This is a genomic window from Kitasatospora sp. NPDC043950 (assembly GCF_056435345.1).
Window position 1 is genome coordinate 32,045 of sequence record NZ_JBWKER010000001.1, and the last position, 16,575, is coordinate 48,619.

Genomic DNA, 16,575 nt, shown 5'->3' on the forward strand with positions numbered 1-16,575 from the left:
TTCTTCCCCCCTCACCGAGAGCAACAGACAACCCCCCCCACCCCCCCCCCCACCCCGCGACCACACCCCCCCCCGCCCCCCCCCCCCCCGGGCCCCCCCCCCCCCCCCCCCCCCCCCCCCCACCCGCTTCGGCGAGGTTCGGCGGGCCCTGCTCAGCCCTTGAGCCCGAGGGAGGGGAACAGGTCGACGAACGGCTGGGTGGTCACCGAGACGCTCCGGCCGAACGGATCGTCGAAGTCCCAGATCATGAACAGCAGGAACGCGATCAGCGCGCTGAAGCAGCCCGCCAGGATCAACTCCCTCGGCGTGCGCCGGATCTGCAGCGCGAACAGCATGCCGACGGTCACCACGGCACCGGTGATCAGGCCGAACCAGACGACCCCGGGCATGGTCGGCCCGGCGTTCTGCCCGCGCGAGTTGCGGGCGTCGTCGGCCTGGCTGATCCGGTCCATGATCGGCTGGTAGGACTGCGACTCCAGCTCGGAGGCCGGCGGCCGGGTGGCGACGTCCACCCGCAGCTTGTCCAGCAGTTCGGTGCCCTTGTCGGAGATCTCCCCGTTCTTGCGCATGTAGTCCCACTCGACCTTCACCACGTACGAGACGTAGGCGTCCACGTCGGCCCGGACCTGGTCGCGGAACTCGGCCGGGTAGACCACCGCCCGGTCGCTCACCTCCTGCAACGACTGCGCCTCCCGGAACAGGTCGTCCTGGGCGGCGCCGCGCGCCTCCCAGACACCCGCGAGGGCGAGGCCGAGGACGATCGCGTAGACCACGCCGATCATCATCGTGATGTAGTCGATGACGTCCGGGGTCTCGTCGACGTTCTTCTCGGTGCCCACCCGGCGGTGCCGCAGCACCACCACCGCCACCACGACGGCACAGGCCGCCGCCATCGCGATGGCCAACGCCAACCATTCGGACATGGGAACTCCCTTCTCTGGCTCGGCTTGTGACGGAACAAAGGATCGAGGCCGGCCCCGGGCCAGGCAGGTCGGGCTCCAGGGCCGGACCGGGGGCCGGGGCGGGCCGCCTCGGTGGGGCGGTCAGGACCGCCCGGAACGGCCGCGGCCGCGTCCACGGCCCGGGCGCAGGGCCGCCGCCGCCAGGATGGCGGGCACGGTGACCAGCAGCATGGTGGTCGTCGCCGGGGCGTTGTGGTGGTGCTGCGGCGGGACCGGCGGCTGCGCCGCCCGCACGTGGTACACGGGCTGCGCCGCCGGGGTCGGCCACAGCGGGCTCGGGCGCACCGGGCTCGGCGCGTCCGGGCTGGGGGCCACCGGGTCCGGTGGGGGCGCGGGTGCCACCGGGGCCGGCGCCGGGGGTGCGGGCGGGTTCGGCGCGGGTGCCGCCGGCGGCGGGGTGGGCCCAGGTGTCCTGCTGGGAGCCGGCGTTGTCGGCGCGGGGGTCGGCGACTGCGTGGGGACGGGTGCCGGAGTCGGACTGGGCTTCGACGTCGGCGAAGGCGTCGGCGTGGCACTCGGCGTCGGGGTCGCCGTCGGGCTGGGCGTGCGGATGGGGCTCGACGTCGGGGTCGGCGTCGGCGTGGGGCTCGGGCAGGGGTGCGGGTGGTGATGGTGGTGGTGCCACCAGTCCCCGTGCCACCAGTCCCCGTCGTGGCCCCCGTACCCGCCGTGCTCGTCGTCCGGGCGGCCGGGCTGCCGACGGACCCCCGTGGTGTCCGAGGGCCGTGGTGAGGCCGGTCCGGGCACGGCCTTCGGCGTGCGGCAAGGGTGGTGCCGGTGCGGGAGCCCGGGCCCCTGGTGTCGCGCGTCGGCCGTCGGGGCGACGGTGACGCCGACCTGGACGTCCACGTCGACCCCGACGTTCACGTCCCCGCCCGGCCCGACCTGCACCGACACGTCCGTCGCGGTGCAGACGCAGGAGTCGACGGTCGTGCCGTGCTGCTGCTCCCCGCCGTGGTGTTCGGTGCCGGACGCCGAGGTGCCGCCGACCAGGGCGCACATCGCGACCACTCCGACCGCGGCGCCGATCAGCCTGGTCCGCCGACCGGAGGCCGCACCCCCACCGCCGTCCAGCGATATCCGTCGGGACTGCCGGCGCTGCGGCATGGGCTCCACTCACCTCTCGGGTCGCCGGGGACGGGATCAGAACAGGGCGATCCGCCCGGCCCGCAGGAGGACGCGGGCAGGCGCGATCAGACGTGATGAGGCACGATCAGGCGGACGGCCCGCCTTCCGGGGGCGGGCCGTCCGTCATCAGGTCAAACGATCTTCGAGCCGGCCGGTTACGGCCCGGCCCCGTTGTCGGCCGTCCTCAGTGGCGGCGGTGCGCGATCTCGACGTTCTCCAGGACGCCGACCGCGTCCGGCACCAGGATCGCGGCCGAGTAGTAGGCGCTGACCAGGTAGGAGATGATCGCCTTCTCGTCGATGCCCATGAAGCGGACCGACAGCGACGGCTGGTACTCGTCCGGGATGCCGTTCTGGTGCAGGCCGATGACGCCCTGGTTGTCCTCACCGGTACGGATCACCAGGATGGAGCTGGTGTTCTCCTTGGTGATCGGGATCTTGTTGCACGGCAGGATCGGCACCCCGCGCCAGGCCGGCACCTGCTGCCCGCCGAGGTCGACGTGGTGGGGGTACAGGCCGCGGGCGTTGAACTCGCGGCCGATCGCGGCGATCGTCCGCGGGTGGGCGAGCAGGTAGTCGGGGTCGCGGCGGCGGTTGAGCAGCTCGTCCAGGTCGTCCGGGGTGGGCGGGCCGGAGTGGGTCTGGATCCGCTGGTCGAAGTCGGCGTTGTTGAGCAGGCCGAACTCCGGGTTGTTGACCAGCTCGTGCTCCTGGCGCTCGCGCAGCGCCTCGATGGTCAGCCGGAGCTGGTGCTCGATCTGGTTCATCGGCTCGTTGTACAGGTCGGCGACGCGGGTGTGGACCTTGAGGATGGTCTGCGCGACGCTCAGCTCGTACTCGCGGGGCTTGAGCTCGTAGTCCACGAAGGCACCGGGCAGCTCGAACTCACCGTGGTGGCCGGCCGACATGGCGATCTCGGCCTCGCCGCGCTCGTTCTGGGCCTGCTGCGGCAGGGCCAGGAACCCGAGCAGGTGCTCCTGGAGGCTCGGCGAGTTGTCCCGGATGGCGGCGAAGTCACGGCGGGTCAGCGTGAGCGCGACGCCGGCGGTGGCGGTCGTGGCGGTGAACTCCCAGACGGCGTCCGGGTCCAGCAGGGCGTCATCGCCGAAGCGGTCGCCGTCGCCGGCCACGCCGACCACGGTGTCGTCGCCGTACTTGCCGGTGCCGATCTTGTTGACCTTGCCGTGCGCGATCAGGAAGATCCGGTCGGCGGCCCCGCCCTGGGTGGTGAGCACCTCGCCGGGGCCGAAGTCGCGCTGCTCGCAGCGGTCGGCGAGGGCGGTCAGCACCTCCTCGTCCTCGAAGCCGCGCAGCAGGGCGAGCTCACCCAGCTCGGCGGGGATCACCCGGACCTGGGAGCCGGTCTTGATGAACTCGACCACACCGTTGCCGACGGTGTAGGTGAGCCGTCGGTTGACACGGTAGGCGCCGCCAGCGGCCTGTACCCAGGGAAGCACCTTGAGCAGCCAGCGGGAGGTGATCTCCTGCATCTGCGGTGCGGACTTGGTCGTGGTGGCGAGGTTGCGGGCAGCGGCCGTCGTGAGGCTGGACTGCTGCGGGACCTGCGCTGTCTCCGGGCTCGTGTCCACGGGCATCGGCAGGGGTCTCCATTCATCTGGTCGGATCACGCGGTCAGGGAAGGACGGCGACGGGGTCGCCCCGATCCACCCCGACTGATGCCATGACGGCTCATCAGACACGCGTATCGATGGGGGTGTTGGCGATTCATCGCGATCACGGCCACCGTCTCCCGGCGGCCCATCGGGAACCCTAGATCACCAGCGCCCGACCGGGCCCGCACGGAGGCCGACTACCCCCCGATAGGGTGAATCTGAAGCAGTCCCATTCCGCTCGGGCCCCGGGTCGCGAGAACATCCGTTCCCCGCCGCGGATCCCGCGCGACCGACCCCCGTGCGCGGACAGCGGACAGCGGACAGGCGGCGTACCCCCCGTACGACATCGGCGGGAGCGGGTCGTCAACGGGGGGCCGGCACAACGGGGCCGACGCAACGGGGCCGGTCAGCTGCGCCCCGACCATGGGCGCCGGCCCGCCACCGGGATCCGGGCACGCGAACGGCCCGTCAGGTGCCGGGACGGGGGCGGCCGGCACCTGACGGGGGATCGGGGATGCGCAGTGGGGGTGCGACGGGGAAGCGGCGAGGGAGCGCCGGTCGGGCGATGCGTCAGGCGCAGGCGATCTGGCTGCCGGGGATGCCGACGATGCCGGAGTTCTTGGCCTCGCCCCCCTTGTACTCGTAGTACAGGTAGGAGTAGAAGTCGATCCTGGTCGCCGCGCCGCAGGTCGAGTCCGGCGCCACGGTGTAGGTGACCGTGAAGCTGCTCGTGGCACCGGGGGCGAGCGGCACGTTGTACCGGGCGATCCCGCCGTGGACATTGTCGCTGCAGCCGTTGGTCTGGGTGCCGCAGGCCGTGGCGGTGAACTTGAGGCCGTTCTCCAGACTGGTCTGGTAGGTCGGCTGAACGCTCTGGTACACGAACTGGATCGGCGTGTCGTACGGGTTGCTGAGCGTCAGGGTCAGGGTGAACTCGCCGCCCCGGACGGTCGTTTGCCGGTCGGATACGGCCGTGAACGGCAGCGGGGTGTCGGCCTGGGCGGGTGTGGCGGAGAGGAGCAGACCGACGGCGAGGGCCGGGCACGCGGCGAGGGCGACACGGCTCAAATGTGTTCTGCGCATGACCAAGGAGCGTAGGGCGCGGTACCGGTTCCGTTGCCCCGCTCCGCCCCGGTCCGTACCGACGCACGAGTCGGGGGCGGACACCGCGGACCACCCCGGCTGCGTTCCGCCCCCACCGCCCCGCCCGGGGCCCTATGCTTCGCCCGCCGTCCCGGACGGCCACCCGGAGCCGGTCGCCCGGCAGGCCGGTGCCGGTCCGGCCGCCCCGGGCCCGGCCGGTTCAGGCGGGCGGCGGCAGGATGTCGCAGAGCGCGGCGAGCGCCGCCGGGTAGGCGTGGTCGGGCGGCGTGGCGTAGCCCACGACCAGGCCGTCCATGGCCGGCATGGCCTCCGGGCCGATCCCCGGGTGCCGGTAGTCGGCGAGCCCGTCCAGGCCCAGGCCCCGGCGGGCGGCGGCCTGGAGCACCGCGTGCTCGGTGCCGGGCTCCAGCCGCAGGACGGCGTGCAGGCCGGCCGCGACGCCGGAGACCCCGATGTGCGGGGCGCTCCCCGCCAGCGCGGCCACCAGCTGGTCGCGGCGCTCCCGGTAGCGGCGGCGCATCCGCCGCACGTGCCGGTCGTAGCCGCCGGAGTCGATCAGCTCGGCGAGGGTCAGCTGGTCCAACGCGCTGGCCCAGCCCTCGCGTTCGCCCTTGGCGGCGAGCACCCGGTCGACCAGATGGTCCGGCAGCACCATCCAGCCGAGCCGCAGCGCCGGTGACAGGCTCTTGCTGACCGAGCCGAGGTAGACCACCCGCTCGGGGTCGAGCCCCTGGACGGCGCCGACCGGCTGGCGGTCGTAGCGGAACTCGCCGTCGTAGTCGTCCTCCAGCAGCAGGCCGCCGCGCCCGCGCGCCCAGTCGACCACGGCGGCGCGGCGGCCGGCGTGCAGCGGTCCGCCGGTCGGGAACTGGTGGGCGGGGGTGAGCAGGGCCGTCCGGACGTCCTGACGGTGCGCCAACCCGCCGAGCCTGGCGCCGTGTTCGTCGACCGGAAGGGGCACGGTGGCGACCCCGGCGGCGGCCAGCAGCCCGCGGTGGAACCCCAGCCCGTACGCCTCGACGGCCAGCGGCCCGGTCGACTCGGGCGGCAGGGCGGGCGCCCCGCCGGCGAACAGCAGCCGCAGCGCGTGGGCGAAGCCCGAGCAGACCACGATCCGGTCCGGGTCGGTGCGCACCCCGCGGACGCGGGCCAGGTAGTCGGCGAGGACGGTGCGCAGTTCGCGCCGCCCCTGCGGATCGCCGGGCCCGAAGGCCTCGTTGGGCGCCGCGGTCAGGGCCCGGCGGGCGGCGGCCAGCCAGGCGGCGCGCGGGAAGGACGCGGCGTCCGGCCGGCCCTGGCGCAGGTCGTGGACGGGCCCCGGCCGCACGGAGGGTCGGGGGGACGGGCTCGGCGGGACGGGCTCGGCGCGCTCGGCGACGGCGGTGCCGGAGCCCTGACGGGCGGTCAGCCAGCCCTCCGCCACGAGTTCGGCGTACGCCTCGGCGGCGGTGTTGCGGGCCAGCCCGAGGTCGGCGGCGAGCGCGCGGTACGGCGGCAGTCGGGTGCCGGGGGCGAGCCGGCCGCTGCGGATCGCCTCGCGCAGGGCCGCCATCAGCGCGGCACGGCGGCCCCCGACGGCGGGGAGGTCGAGGTGCAGGTCGCTGCCGGTCGGGTGGGCGGGCCCGGTGGGGTGCGCGCCCGGCGTTTCCGTCATGGTCACGCACCCTACCCGCCGCCACCCGGCCCCCTGCCGGGCGGCCCGGCCGCGCTACGGCACCACGGTGACCGGCCAGCGGCCCGCCTTCACCAGGCGGACGGCGACCGAGCCGATCACCCGGTGCCCGGCCTGCTCGGAGGCGCCGACCACGACGGCGTCGGCGCGCAGTTCGTCCGCGAGCTTGGCCAGCCCCGTATAGGGGTCGCCGCGCATGGTGAGGAAGCGCCATTCCACCCGCCACACCTCCTTCACGTGGTGCTCGGCCTCGCGCAGGGCGGTCAGCAGCTCGTCGGCGATCTCCTGAGTGGTCTCCTCCACCACGGCCCCGGCCAGCGCGGTGGCCGCGCCCAGGATCGGCTGGACGTACGCGACCGCGAGGGTGGCGCCCTGGCGGCGGGCCAGCCCGGCGGCGTAGGCGGTGGCGCGCCAGGAGGAGTCGGAGCCGTCCAGCCCCGCCAGGATCACCTTGGGCCCGTCCGTCCCCAGTTCGAAGCCCGCGGGGGCCGCTGCCGCCCTGGGCTCCCCGGCGCCGCCGACGGCCTCCACGTCCTCTGCATCGCTCTCGTTGCTCATGGCCCCGAGGCTATGCCCGCCACCGTGCGTGACCGGAGGGGGCCCTCCCGGTGAGGGTTGTGGCGCGGGCCACCCGGGGCGCCGGGCGGTGCGGCGATTTCGACACCGGGGGCTGGTGGGACGTCACGCGCTGTCGACGATGTGGGCGGGCTCACACGACTTTCGGCGTGACGCAGGCCACTTCGGCGGGTGGTTTGATCTTGAAAATGGTGGCAAATCGGGCCAAATCATGTCATTTCCTTGATCCTTACGCCCGGTAACGGCCCCCTGACGTGCCTAAACCTCCAAATCCTTGAAACCGCCTCAACCGCCCCCGTACCTTCGAATCCGTTGCACCAAGCACTCCGCTCCGGTCGGCTTCACCGCCCCGGAACCGGAACGGTGCCGGACCACGCGAGTGACGTGTCCCCCGAAACCAACGGCCTTCCGAGGGCCTGGTTCCGCGCGCTCGCAGCCTCCTCCGAAAGGAACCGCATGACCTTCCGTAACGAGACTGCCGCTGCCACCACCACCGCCACCCCGAAGCGCCGCAACCGCGTCCGGATGGCTCTGATGGCCGGGGCGATCACCGCCCTGCCGGTCGCCGGCCTCGTCACGGCCACCAGCGCCTCCGCCGCGCCGGCCACCGTCTGGGACAAGGTCGCCTCCTGCGAGGCCACCGGCAACTGGGCCGTCAACTCCGGCAACGGCTTCTTCGGCGGCCTGCAGTTCACCTCCAGCACCTGGGCCGCCTTCGGCGGCACCGCGTACGCCCCGCAGGCCCACCAGGCCACCAAGGAGCAGCAGATCGCCATCGGCGAGAAGGTCCTCGCCGCCCAGGGCCCCGGCGCCTGGCCGATCTGCTCCGTCAAGGCCGGCCTGGGCAAGTAGTCCCCACCCCCCGGCCCGCCTGTCCCGGGCCCCCGACGCCGCCGCACCCTCCCCGGGTGCGGCGGCGTCGTCGCGTTCCCGCCCGCTGCGGCCGACCGCACGCGCCGGCCTGCGGGCCGCGCCCACGGGCGGCGGTCGGGCTACCGGACCGGGGCCCGTTCCGGGCCGCCGCCGGGCGGGCCGGCCGCCACCGTCACCGAGAAGTCGGTGTGCCAGTCGGGCGAGGGGCAGTCCTCCTGACCGGACACGTCCAGCGTCCCGCCGGACAGCACCTGGCCGGCGGTCGTCGCCGGATCGATCACCACGGCCGGGTCGATGAAGATCGCGTCCTGGTAGCGCGGCCCGACCCCGTAGTGGCAGGTCAGGGTCCGCGGCCCGGTGGCCGTGCAGTCGTACGGCGTCGGGCCGGTCAGCGTGGTGCGCTCCGGCACGGTGATCCGCACGTCGATCGGGTGGGTCGAGTACGACGGACCCGCGTTGTACACCCACAGCGGCAGGTCGATGGTGGCCCCGGGTGCGCCGGTGAGGTCGCCCGGCTGCGGCACCGGGTGCCCGGCCTGCCAGGCGGAGGAGGCGCCGACCATGAAGTGGGCCCGGGTGTCGGCGGTGGTGAAGCTGTACGGCGTGGTGTGGCCGGACTGGTCCGGGTCGCCCGGGTAGAAGGCCTGGACGTCACCGCTGATGGTGGTGAACGGCGAGGTGATCGGCGCGACGTACAGCGACAGCCGCTCCACGGACGTGGCCCCCGGCGCCAGGCCGGCCGGGACGGAATAGGAGCTGCCCGTCCCGAAGTACGCCAGCTCCACCGGCGGGTCGGCCGACTTCACCACGCCCGGCGGGGGCAGATGGACGACCACCAGGGTCGGATCGGTGGTCGCCGCCGGGCCCTGGTTGGTGACGCGCACCTCCAGGGTCCCGTTCTCGCCCGGGACCACCGGGCCCCGGGGCGGGCAGAGCTCGACGGACAGCCGCGCGGTCCCCGACCGCTCCGCGCGCGGGGCGGTGACGGCCTGGGCCGGCCAGGCCACGAGTACTAGGGAGAGCGCGGCCAGGGCGGCGGCACGCAGGGTTCGTATCATGACCATCACGCTCCCCCCGTCCGACACCCAGGGCAACCGGATGGCTGCCGTCCGTAGCGCGGCCGGCGGCGCCGTTCCGCTCCGGCACGAGCTTGCCCGGGGCCCCGGCGCGTACCGAGGTGGCGACGGTCCAGCCGCGAGCCGGTCACGAACCGACCCGGCGCACCGCACGGCAGGTACGGTCGGTTCGCCGGGACCGTAGGCGAATTCCACCGGGGGGACCATGCGCCGCACCTGGGCCCTGCTCGTGCTCGTGGCCTCGCTCGGGCTGGCCGCCTGCGATCCGCACACCGACCCCGGCCGCACGCTGCCGCCGGACGACCGGCCCGGCTACGCGATCCCCGCACCCAGCCCGCCCCACCCGCCGATGCCCGAGCTGCGCGGCCAGACCGTCCTGGCCGCACGGGCGCTGCTGCCCCTGTGGTACCCGGTCAGCGTGCGGGACGCCGGTCCGCGGGGGCGGGTCGTGGTGGTGCAGTGGGAGTGGCGGGTGTGCGGGCAGAGCCCGGCGGCCGGCGAGGTGCTGACCGGGCAGGCGATCGGCCTGACCGCGACGCGCGTCGAGGAACCCTGCCCGTAGCGCGGGCCTGACGGGCCTGCTAGGTCCTGTCCGGTCGGGGCGGGAGCGGCAGCGGGAGAGCGGGGAGGCCGTCGATGCTGGTGCCGACGTACTGCTTGCCCTCGCAGTAGGTGCTGAACTCCTCCTCGTCCTTGCGGCCGAAGAACTGCGCGTGCAGCTCGCGGTCGGCGCGGTAGTCCATCAGCGGGACGGCGAACCCGCAGGAGTCGCTGACCCGTTCGGCCCGCACCAGCACGATCGCACGCAGCCCTGAGCCGTCGACGGCCGGGTCGAAGCGGCCCAACAGCCCGGCGAAGCGCGGGTCGTCACGGAACACCGGCTCGCCCCGGCCGTGCACCCGCACCACGGTCGGCGGGCCGTCGAAGGCGCACCACATCAGCGTGATCCGGCCGTTCTCCCGCAGGTGGGCGATCGTCTCGGCGGTGGATCCGCCGAAGTCCAGGTAGGCGAGGGTGAGTTCGTCGATCACCACGAGCGTGCCGGAGCGGCCCTTGGGCGAGACGTTGACGTGCCCGTCGGTGGAGAGGGGCGCGGTCGCGACGAAGTAGAGGGGCTGCCGTTCGATGAACTCCCGCAGCCTGCCGTCGATGCTCTCGTACTGCTTTCCCATGCCCGCCAGTGTGCGCCCATCTCGCCTGGCAAGAAAGGATGATCCGCTGGGCGAGACGGCCGCCTCGCCGGGGGCGCCCACCGGGACGCCCGCAGAGCGGCCGAACTCGGCGGCCCCGGTGCGCATTTGTCCAAGACGCCCGCCCCCGCCGCGCGGCACGCTCGCCACCGGCCGCCGATACTGGGAACGTGACGACGGAAACCCCCGAGACGTCCGCAGCCGGCGCAACCGGGCCCGCGGCCGCAGCCACAGCCGACGAGGCCGCAGACACGGCCGCCGACACCGACGCCGACCTGGTCGACGAAGCCGTCCGCGCCCGGCCCGCGCCCGCGCTGCGCCCGTACGTGGCCTGGTACTCCGGGTACCGCCAGCGCGGCATCCCGCCCGCCCTGCACCGCGGCCTGCCGTCCCCGTACCTGACGTTCATCCTCACCCTGGACGAGCCGCTGGTGATCACCGGGCACCCCGACCCGGCGCAGCCGCCCGGCAGTTACCCGACGCTGCTCGGCGGCCTGCACACCGGCCCGGCGCTGATCACCCACGACGGCCGGCAGTCCGGCGTGCAGATCGCCGTGCACCCGCTGGCCGCCCGGGCGCTGTTCGGGCTGCCCGCCGGCGAGCTGGCCGGGATCGACCTCCCGGCGGAGGAGGTGCTGGGGCAGCTCGGCCCGCGCCTCCAGGAGCAGTTGCAGTCCGCGCGCACCTGGTCCGAGCGCTTCGCCGTGCTGGACCGGACGCTGCTGCGGGCCGCCCGCCCGTCCGGGCAGGTGCCGCCGGAGGTCGGCTGGGCCTGGCGGGCGCTGCGGCGCAGCAACGGCACCCTGCCGGTGGCGGCGCTGGGCCGGGAGACCGGCTGGAGCACCCGGCACCTCCAGGAGCGGTTCCGCCGGGAGACCGGTCTGACGCCGAAGGCCGCCGCCCGGGTGATCCGCTTCGACCGGGCCCGCCATCTGCTGGCCGCCTCGCCACCGCCCCGGCTCGGCGACCTGGCCGTCCGCTGCGGGTACTTCGACCAGGCGCACCTGGCCCGGGAGTTCCGCGCCCTGGCCGGGGCCGCGCCGAGCGCGTGGCTGGCGGCGGAGGGGCCGGAGGAGGCGAAGTTCCGAAACGTCCAAGGCGGGGCGGGTGCGGCGGCCGCAGAGTGGGAGGCGTAAGCAACCCGCCCCCCCCGAGGAGACAGCCATGGACGGCACCGCCCCCGCCCCGCAGGTCTGGCCCAGCCTGCGCGCCACCGACGCCCGGGCCCTGATCCGCTTCCTGGTCGACGCCTTCGGCTTCCAGGAGGTCGTCGCCTACGGTGAGGGCGGGTTCGTCGCCCACGCCGAACTGGCCTGGCCGGAGGGCGGCGGCGTGATGCTCGGCTCCGACCGGGAGACGCCCGAGGGCGGCGCGCCCTGCCCGGGCCGGCCGGGCGGTTTCACCGCGTACGTGGTCACCGCGGACCCGGACGGCGTGCACGACCGCGCCGTCGCCGCCGGGGCCCGGATCACCACCGCGCTCACCGAGACGGACTACGGTTCGCGCGACTTCGCCGCCGCCGACCCGGAGGGCAACCAGTGGTACTTCGGCACCTACCGGGGCGCGCCGCGGCCCGCCGCCCCCGCGCGGGGGTGAGCGGCCCACCTCCGACCCCCGGTGGACCGGCTGCGCCCCCGCCGCCGCCCGGGCAGACTGGCTGCGGGGGCCACGCACAGGCCCACCCAGGCTCCGGGGAGCACCCATGCCGCAGCTCACGGTGGACGGGCGCACCCTCGCGCTCTCCCACCTCGACAAGGTGTACTACCCGCGCACCGGCACCCTCAAGGGCGAGGTGCTGCGCTACTACGCCGCCGTGCACGGCGCCCTGCTCCCCCACCTGCGCGACCGCCCGGTCTCCTTCCTGCGCTGCCCGGACGGCGTGGAGGCCGAGGTGTTCATCGCCAAGAACCCGCCGGCCGGCACCCCGCGCTGGGTGCGCACCGTCGAGGTGCCGAGCAGCGGCGGCGACCTGCGCCAGGTGGTCCTCGACGACGGTGCCGCGCTGCTCTGGGCCGCCAACCTGGGCTGTCTGGAACTGCACGTCCCGCAGTGGCACGCGGCTGCGCCCGGGCTCGCCGACCGCCTCGTCCTGGACCTCGACCCCGGTGCGGGCGCGTCCGTCCTCACCTGCCGCACCGTCGCCGTCCTGCTGCGCGAGCGGCTCGCGGCGGACGGCCTGGCGGCGTGGGTGAAGACCTCCGGCTCCAAGGGCCTGCACCTGCTGGTCCCGATCGAGCCCACCCCCAGCACCCGGGTCTCGGCGTACGCGAAGGCGCTCGCCGCCGCCTTGGAGGGCGACCGCCCGGAGCTGGTGGTGCACACCATGGCGAAGGCCCGGCGGGCCGGCCGGGTGCTGGTCGACTGGTCGCAGAACAGCGCCAGGAAGACCACCGCCGCGCCGTACACCCTCCGGGCCCGGCCGCTGCCGACCGTCTCCACCCCGCTGACCTGGGCCGAGCTGGAGCGCGCCGGCACGGCGGACGACCTGGTGTTCACCCTCGCCGAGGTGCCGGAGCGCCTCGCCGCCCACGGCGACCTGTTCGCGCCGCTGCTGGACCCGGAGCGGGCCCGGCCGCTCCCCGCCGGCCCGGCGACCCGGCAGGAGCAGCCCCGCCAGGTGCTCCACCCGCCCGTCGAGGTGATGCGCCCCGCCGCCGTCACCGCCGTCCCGCCCGCCGACGGCCTGGGCGGCGCGGGCGTGCAGTACGAGCTGAAGCTGGACGGCTTCCGCTGCGTCGCCTTCGCCCGCGGCGCCCGCCCGCCCGTCCTGCAGTCCCGTACCGGCCGCGACCTCGCCCCCGAGTTCCCGCCGATCGCCGCCGCCGTCGCCCGGCTGCCCGAAGGGCTGGTGCTGGACGCCGAACTCGTCGCCTGGCGGGCCGGCCGGTTCGCCTTCGGGGAACTGCTGCGCACCCGCCGGGCCCGGGCCGCCGCCCCGGACGTCGTCCTCGGCCTGATCGCCTTCGACCTGCTCGCCCTGCCGGGCCGCGACCTGCGCCGGCTGCCGCTCACCGACCGGCGCCGGCTGCTGCTCGCCGCGCTGGCCGACGTCCCTCCGCCGATCCAGCCGGTACTGGCCACCACCGACCGGACGGAGGCGCTGGACTGGATGGCCCACCTCGCCGACACCGGCGTCGAGGGCCTGGTCTGCAAGGCCGCCGGCTCCCCCTACCGCCCGCGCGGCACCGGCCGTGCCTGGGTCAAGTACCGCCGCAGCGACACCCTCGACGCCACCGTCCGCGCCTTCACCGGTCCGGCCTCCCGTCCGCACGCCCTCGTCCTCGAACTCGACGACGGCCGGGTGCTCCTCAGCACTCCCCGGCTCACCCCGGTCCAGGCCCGCGAGGTCGCCGAGGCCGTCGGTCCCCTCGCCGGCCCGCCCGTCACCGACCCCGAGCACGGCCCGGTCCACCCCCTCACCGGACCGCTGCGCGCCGAACTGACCCTCACCGGCCGCCCACCCGTCGCCGCCTTCGTCCGGCTGCGCGGCGACTGACCCCCCTGCGCAGCTCGCGCCGGGCACGCCGGGAACTCCCCGGGGCGGGAAGCGGGTTCACCCCTTCCGCCGCTTCGCCGCGTGGACGAACTCGGTGACCAGGGTGTCGTTGAAGACCGGCAGGTCGGCGGGTCCGCGGCTGGTGACGAGGGGGCCGGGGCCGGCGCGGCAGACGTGCACCTCCTCGTCCACCCAGTGGGCTCCGGCGTTGCGCAGGTCGGTGCGCAGGCTCGGCCAGGAGGTGAGGGTGCGGCCGCGGACGGCGTCGGCCTCGATCAGGGTCCAGGCGGCGTGGCAGATCGCGGCGACCGGGCGGCCGGAGGCGCAGTAGGCGCGGACGAAGACCACCGCGGCCTCGTCCAGCCGTAGCGCGTCGGGACTCGCGACGCCGCCGGGCAGGACCAGGCCGTCGAAGGCGGACGGCCGCGCCCCGGCGACGAGGAGGTCGACGGCGAAGGTGTCGCCCGGGGCTCGGTGCCGGACGGCTTGGACGCGGCCGGGCCCGGTGGACAGCAACCGCGGGGTGCCGCCGGACTCGGCCACCGCCTGCCACGGCGAGGTCAGCTCGACCTGCTCCGCCCCGTACGGCGCGACCAGGAAGGCGATCGTCCGGCCGGTGAGCGTGGTGGACGGCCAGCCCATGGCTCAGCGCCGGTGTGGGTCGCAGGCGGAACCCAGGTGGACGGCGGCGGCCGGGGCGGGGCTGAGCCGGGCGCGCGGGCAGTCCAGGTGGACGGTCAGCTCCAGGTGGTCGATCCGCGACACCAGACCGACCGGAACGGACAGCCGGGTGCCCGCCACCCAGGGCCCGGCGTCGATCAGCAGGTGGTCCCCGGTGTCCTGTTCGACCCGGCCGAGCGGGCCGTCGGTGGCCTGCACCTCGTACCCGGTCAGGTTCAGGTCGGCAGCGTGGTGGGGTCCCGGACGGTACTCCCACAGGTCGGTGGTCATCACGCCTCCGGTTGGTCCCAGGGGCGGCGTTCGCGGCGCTCGTCCCGGTCGGGGGGTGCGGCACGGTGTTCGCCCCGGTCCCGGCCCGCAGCCCGGTCCCGGCCCTCGGCCCGGCGGCGCAGCAGCGCCGAGGTGGCGATCGCCGCCGCCACCGAGGCCGCCCACACCAGCCCGAGGGCGGTCAGCACCGCGGTGGTCGGGGTCCGCACGCCGATGCTGAGGCAGATCGCGGACATCACCAGGGCGGTCAGCACCACCCCGGCGGACAGGCGGCGCCCGACGCCGCGCAGCACGCACCGGGCCCGGCTCGGCGACTTGGCGCCCATCGTGCTCAACTTCCGGTCGAGGCGCGTGTCCTGGCGCAGATCGGACTCGATCTCCTCAAGGAGCCGTCGCTCCCATCCGCTCAACGCGGGTCCGTCCATCTCGGTCACCTCCGACACTTCCGGTGACGTGCTCGCACCCGGGCGGTTGCCCGGTACGGGCAGGCGCTAACCGCTCAGGGGGCCGCCGGTTGCGGCGTGTGGTGCGGCGCCGGCGGCGGCGCCCACGGGGCCGAAGGCCCGGGGCCGGGCCAGCAGGCTGTCGTCCAGGACGCGCAGCAGGGCGTCGGCGTCGCGGTGGACCTCGACCGCGCCCGCCGCCCTCAGCTCGGGGCCGGCGTCCGCACCGGCCGCCAGGGCGACGCACGGCACCCCGGCCCGCCGCGCGGCCAGCACCTCGCGCACGCTGCCGGCCACCGCCACGGCGTGCGGCGGTGTGCCGCCGACCAGTTCCAGCGCGGCCCGCACCGGGTCACGCCCGGGGGCGGTCACGGTCAGGGCCGGTGCCCCGCCCGGCCCGGGCCCGGTCAGCACGACCGTCCAGCCCCGGGCGGCGCACTCGCGCAGCAGTTCGGCGGAACCGGGCGGCGCAGGGCGCCAATCGGTACCGAAGAGAGCCGCCGAGATCACCGTCATGGCCGACCGTTTCCCTTCCCGGGCCACGCACCGTACGCGCCCTTCCAGGTTAGGCCGCTCCCCCGCCGTGCGCGCAGCCTGCGGCCCACCGGTTTCCCGGCACCGGGAGGACCCGCGCGGCAGCCGGTCGGCGAACCCGGCTACCCGGCGTCCGGGTCGGTGGCGAGGCGGGCGTGGAGGTGTTCGTCGACGTAGTCGCCGTCGCCGTAGCGGTAGGAGGCCCGGGTGGTGCCCTCGTGGCGGAAGCCGCCGCGGTCGGCGACGCGGCAGGAGGCCTCGTTGCCGACCGCGTGCCAGAGCTCGATGCGGCGGGCGTCGGCGGTGGCGACGGCCCAGCGGGTGACGGCGGTGACGGCGCGGGTGGCGATGCCCCGGCCGCGGACGGTGGGGAGCAGCCAGTAGCCGACCGTGGCGATGCCGTCCGACTGGTCGGTCCAGCCCAGGAAGGCGTTGCCGTGGAGGGTCCCGTCGAGGGCGTCGGTGATCGCGAAGGCGGCCGCGCGCCCCTCGGCCCAGCCGGTGTCGCAGCGGTCGAGGTAGGCCTCGGCGCCGGCCGGGTCGGCGATGCGCAGCGGGTTCCAGCGGGCGATCTCCGGGTCGGCCGCGGCCGCCACCAGGGCGGGGACGGTGCCGCCGGGCACGTCGAGGGCCCTGCCCCAGGGGCGCAGCGCGACGTCGCCCAGGTCGAGGGTGGCGGGCCGCAGGACGCGCCGCTCGGCGGAGGTCTCGGTAGTGCTCATCCGGCCTTCCTATCCCGCCCGCTCCGGTGCCCGCCAGCGAATTTTCCCGGCCGGCAATCCGCCCCCGCCCGGCCGGCGGGGGCGTGCGGCCCGGCCGGTGGTCGAGCGGCCCGGCGGTGACGCCCGGGACGTCCGGTGAGCGGGGCGGGGGGGGGGGGGGGGGGGCGGGGGGGGGGGGGGGGGGGGGGGGGGGGGGGGGGGGGGAGGGGGGGGTTGGGGGGGGACGAGAGCAGAAC

The 16,575-nt window shown here is 75.4% G+C and carries 18 protein-coding genes and 1 pseudogene; 6 read left to right on the plus strand and 13 right to left on the minus strand.

The window, feature by feature from the left end:
- Positions 1-152: 152 nt before the first annotated feature.
- The 6 genes from AC07BF_RS00145 to AC07BF_RS00170 all read right to left on the minus strand — a co-directional run bounded on the left by AC07BF_RS00145 (position 153) and on the right by AC07BF_RS00170 (position 7,036).
- The gene (locus AC07BF_RS00145) at positions 153-923 is read right to left on the minus strand and encodes a bestrophin-like domain (RefSeq protein ID WP_063350621.1); all 771 of its coding nucleotides are present in this window, start codon (positions 921-923) and stop codon (positions 153-155) included.
- Positions 924-1,043: 120 nt separating this feature from the next.
- A complete protein-coding gene (locus AC07BF_RS00150) occupies positions 1,044-2,069 on the minus strand; it encodes a hypothetical protein (protein WP_478332662.1) in 1,026 nt (341 codons plus the stop codon).
- Positions 2,070-2,274: 205 nt separating this feature from the next.
- A complete protein-coding gene (locus AC07BF_RS00155; RefSeq protein ID WP_363587460.1) occupies positions 2,275-3,684 on the minus strand; it encodes a family 2B encapsulin nanocompartment shell protein in 1,410 nt (469 codons plus the stop codon).
- Between the two features lie 588 nt (positions 3,685-4,272).
- Positions 4,273-4,785: a hypothetical protein gene (locus tag AC07BF_RS00160; RefSeq protein ID WP_363587458.1), complete on the minus strand. Its 513-nt coding sequence runs from the start codon at positions 4,783-4,785 to the stop codon at positions 4,273-4,275.
- A gap of 220 nt (positions 4,786-5,005) precedes the next feature.
- On the minus strand, positions 5,006-6,460 hold the full coding sequence (gene pdxR, locus AC07BF_RS00165) for a MocR-like pyridoxine biosynthesis transcription factor PdxR (RefSeq protein WP_363587457.1): 1,455 nt from the start codon (positions 6,458-6,460) through the stop codon (positions 5,006-5,008).
- 54 nt (positions 6,461-6,514) lie between these two features.
- Positions 6,515-7,036: a universal stress protein gene (locus tag AC07BF_RS00170; RefSeq protein ID WP_363587455.1), complete on the minus strand. Its 522-nt coding sequence runs from the start codon at positions 7,034-7,036 to the stop codon at positions 6,515-6,517.
- 474 nt (positions 7,037-7,510) lie between these two features.
- Here AC07BF_RS00170 and AC07BF_RS00175 point away from each other — a divergent pair, with 474 nt between their 5' ends.
- A complete protein-coding gene (locus tag AC07BF_RS00175) occupies positions 7,511-7,906 on the plus strand; it encodes a transglycosylase family protein (protein ID WP_363617297.1) in 396 nt (131 codons plus the stop codon).
- A 140-nt stretch (positions 7,907-8,046) separates the two neighbouring features.
- Here AC07BF_RS00175 and AC07BF_RS00180 read toward each other — a convergent pair whose 3' ends face one another.
- A complete protein-coding gene (locus AC07BF_RS00180) occupies positions 8,047-8,985 on the minus strand; it encodes a COG1361 family protein (RefSeq protein WP_478332663.1) in 939 nt (312 codons plus the stop codon).
- A gap of 223 nt (positions 8,986-9,208) precedes the next feature.
- On the opposite strand from AC07BF_RS00180, the gene AC07BF_RS00185 reads away from it, so the two are divergent.
- Positions 9,209-9,565, plus strand: a complete 357-nt coding sequence (locus tag AC07BF_RS00185) for a hypothetical protein (RefSeq protein WP_478332664.1) — start codon at positions 9,209-9,211, stop codon at positions 9,563-9,565.
- A 19-nt stretch (positions 9,566-9,584) separates the two neighbouring features.
- On the opposite strand, the gene AC07BF_RS00190 is transcribed toward AC07BF_RS00185, so the two are convergent.
- Entirely contained in the window at positions 9,585-10,175 is a 591-nt protein-coding gene (locus AC07BF_RS00190; protein ID WP_363630533.1) for a pyridoxamine 5'-phosphate oxidase family protein, read from the minus strand.
- Between the two features lie 188 nt (positions 10,176-10,363).
- On the opposite strand from AC07BF_RS00190, the gene AC07BF_RS00195 reads away from it, so the two are divergent.
- The 4 genes and pseudogenes from AC07BF_RS00195 (at position 10,364) to AC07BF_RS00210 (ending at position 13,689) form a co-directional block, all read left to right on the plus strand.
- Positions 10,364-11,329, plus strand: a complete 966-nt coding sequence (locus AC07BF_RS00195) for an AraC family transcriptional regulator (RefSeq protein ID WP_363630532.1) — start codon at positions 10,364-10,366, stop codon at positions 11,327-11,329.
- Positions 11,330-11,357: 28 nt separating this feature from the next.
- Positions 11,358-11,789, plus strand: a complete 432-nt coding sequence (locus AC07BF_RS00200) for a VOC family protein (RefSeq protein WP_350879418.1) — start codon at positions 11,358-11,360, stop codon at positions 11,787-11,789.
- A 106-nt stretch (positions 11,790-11,895) separates the two neighbouring features.
- Positions 11,896-12,774, plus strand: a pseudogene (gene ligD, locus AC07BF_RS00205) (non-homologous end-joining DNA ligase); the annotation flags it as partial.
- 60 nt (positions 12,775-12,834) lie between these two features.
- Positions 12,835-13,689 carry an ATP-dependent DNA ligase gene (locus AC07BF_RS00210; RefSeq protein WP_478332722.1) on the plus strand — a complete coding sequence of 285 codons (855 nt, stop codon included), beginning with the start codon at positions 12,835-12,837 and terminating at the stop codon, positions 13,687-13,689.
- Positions 13,690-13,746: 57 nt separating this feature from the next.
- On the opposite strand, the gene AC07BF_RS00215 is transcribed toward AC07BF_RS00210, so the two are convergent.
- The 5 genes from AC07BF_RS00215 to AC07BF_RS00235 form a co-directional block, all read right to left on the minus strand.
- Entirely contained in the window at positions 13,747-14,331 is a 585-nt protein-coding gene (locus AC07BF_RS00215; protein ID WP_478332665.1) for a type 1 glutamine amidotransferase domain-containing protein, read from the minus strand.
- Between the two features lie 3 nt (positions 14,332-14,334).
- Positions 14,335-14,640 carry a PRC-barrel domain containing protein gene (locus tag AC07BF_RS00220; RefSeq protein ID WP_363587441.1) on the minus strand — a complete coding sequence of 102 codons (306 nt, stop codon included), beginning with the start codon at positions 14,638-14,640 and terminating at the stop codon, positions 14,335-14,337.
- The gene (locus tag AC07BF_RS00225) at positions 14,640-15,065 is read right to left on the minus strand and encodes a hypothetical protein (protein ID WP_478332666.1); all 426 of its coding nucleotides are present in this window, start codon (positions 15,063-15,065) and stop codon (positions 14,640-14,642) included. The genes AC07BF_RS00220 and AC07BF_RS00225 overlap by 1 nt, the downstream gene beginning before the upstream one ends.
- A 66-nt stretch (positions 15,066-15,131) precedes the next feature.
- Entirely contained in the window at positions 15,132-15,599 is a 468-nt protein-coding gene (locus tag AC07BF_RS00230; RefSeq protein WP_363587437.1) for an HAD family hydrolase, read from the minus strand.
- Between the two features lie 140 nt (positions 15,600-15,739).
- Complete coding sequence (locus tag AC07BF_RS00235; protein WP_363587435.1) at positions 15,740-16,339, minus strand: GNAT family N-acetyltransferase; 600 nt, start codon at positions 16,337-16,339, stop codon at positions 15,740-15,742.
- Between the last annotated feature and the right edge of the window lie 236 nt (positions 16,340-16,575).

Coding starts and splice junctions, on each gene's coding strand:
- AC07BF_RS00145 (WP_063350621.1), bottom strand. CDS start 923: ATGTCCGAATGGTTGGCGTTGGCCATCGCGATGGCGGCGGCCTGTGCC.
- AC07BF_RS00150 (WP_478332662.1), bottom strand. CDS start 2,069: ATGCCGCAGCGCCGGCAGTCCCGACGGATATCGCTGGACGGCGGTGGG.
- AC07BF_RS00155 (WP_363587460.1), bottom strand. CDS start 3,684: ATGCCCGTGGACACGAGCCCGGAGACAGCGCAGGTCCCGCAGCAGTCC.
- AC07BF_RS00160 (WP_363587458.1), bottom strand. CDS start 4,785: ATGCGCAGAACACATTTGAGCCGTGTCGCCCTCGCCGCGTGCCCGGCC.
- pdxR (WP_363587457.1), bottom strand. CDS start 6,460: ATGACGGAAACGCCGGGCGCGCACCCCACCGGGCCCGCCCACCCGACC.
- AC07BF_RS00170 (WP_363587455.1), bottom strand. CDS start 7,036: ATGAGCAACGAGAGCGATGCAGAGGACGTGGAGGCCGTCGGCGGCGCC.
- AC07BF_RS00175 (WP_363617297.1), top strand. CDS start 7,511: ATGACCTTCCGTAACGAGACTGCCGCTGCCACCACCACCGCCACCCCG.
- AC07BF_RS00180 (WP_478332663.1), bottom strand. CDS start 8,985: ATGATACGAACCCTGCGTGCCGCCGCCCTGGCCGCGCTCTCCCTAGTA.
- AC07BF_RS00185 (WP_478332664.1), top strand. CDS start 9,209: ATGCGCCGCACCTGGGCCCTGCTCGTGCTCGTGGCCTCGCTCGGGCTG.
- AC07BF_RS00190 (WP_363630533.1), bottom strand. CDS start 10,175: ATGGGAAAGCAGTACGAGAGCATCGACGGCAGGCTGCGGGAGTTCATC.
- AC07BF_RS00200 (WP_350879418.1), top strand. CDS start 11,358: ATGGACGGCACCGCCCCCGCCCCGCAGGTCTGGCCCAGCCTGCGCGCC.
- AC07BF_RS00210 (WP_478332722.1), top strand. CDS start 12,835: ATGCGCCCCGCCGCCGTCACCGCCGTCCCGCCCGCCGACGGCCTGGGC.
- AC07BF_RS00215 (WP_478332665.1), bottom strand. CDS start 14,331: ATGGGCTGGCCGTCCACCACGCTCACCGGCCGGACGATCGCCTTCCTG.
- AC07BF_RS00220 (WP_363587441.1), bottom strand. CDS start 14,640: ATGACCACCGACCTGTGGGAGTACCGTCCGGGACCCCACCACGCTGCC.
- AC07BF_RS00225 (WP_478332666.1), bottom strand. CDS start 15,065: ATGGACGGACCCGCGTTGAGCGGATGGGAGCGACGGCTCCTTGAGGAG.
- AC07BF_RS00230 (WP_363587437.1), bottom strand. CDS start 15,599: ATGACGGTGATCTCGGCGGCTCTCTTCGGTACCGATTGGCGCCCTGCG.
- AC07BF_RS00235 (WP_363587435.1), bottom strand. CDS start 16,339: ATGAGCACTACCGAGACCTCCGCCGAGCGGCGCGTCCTGCGGCCCGCC.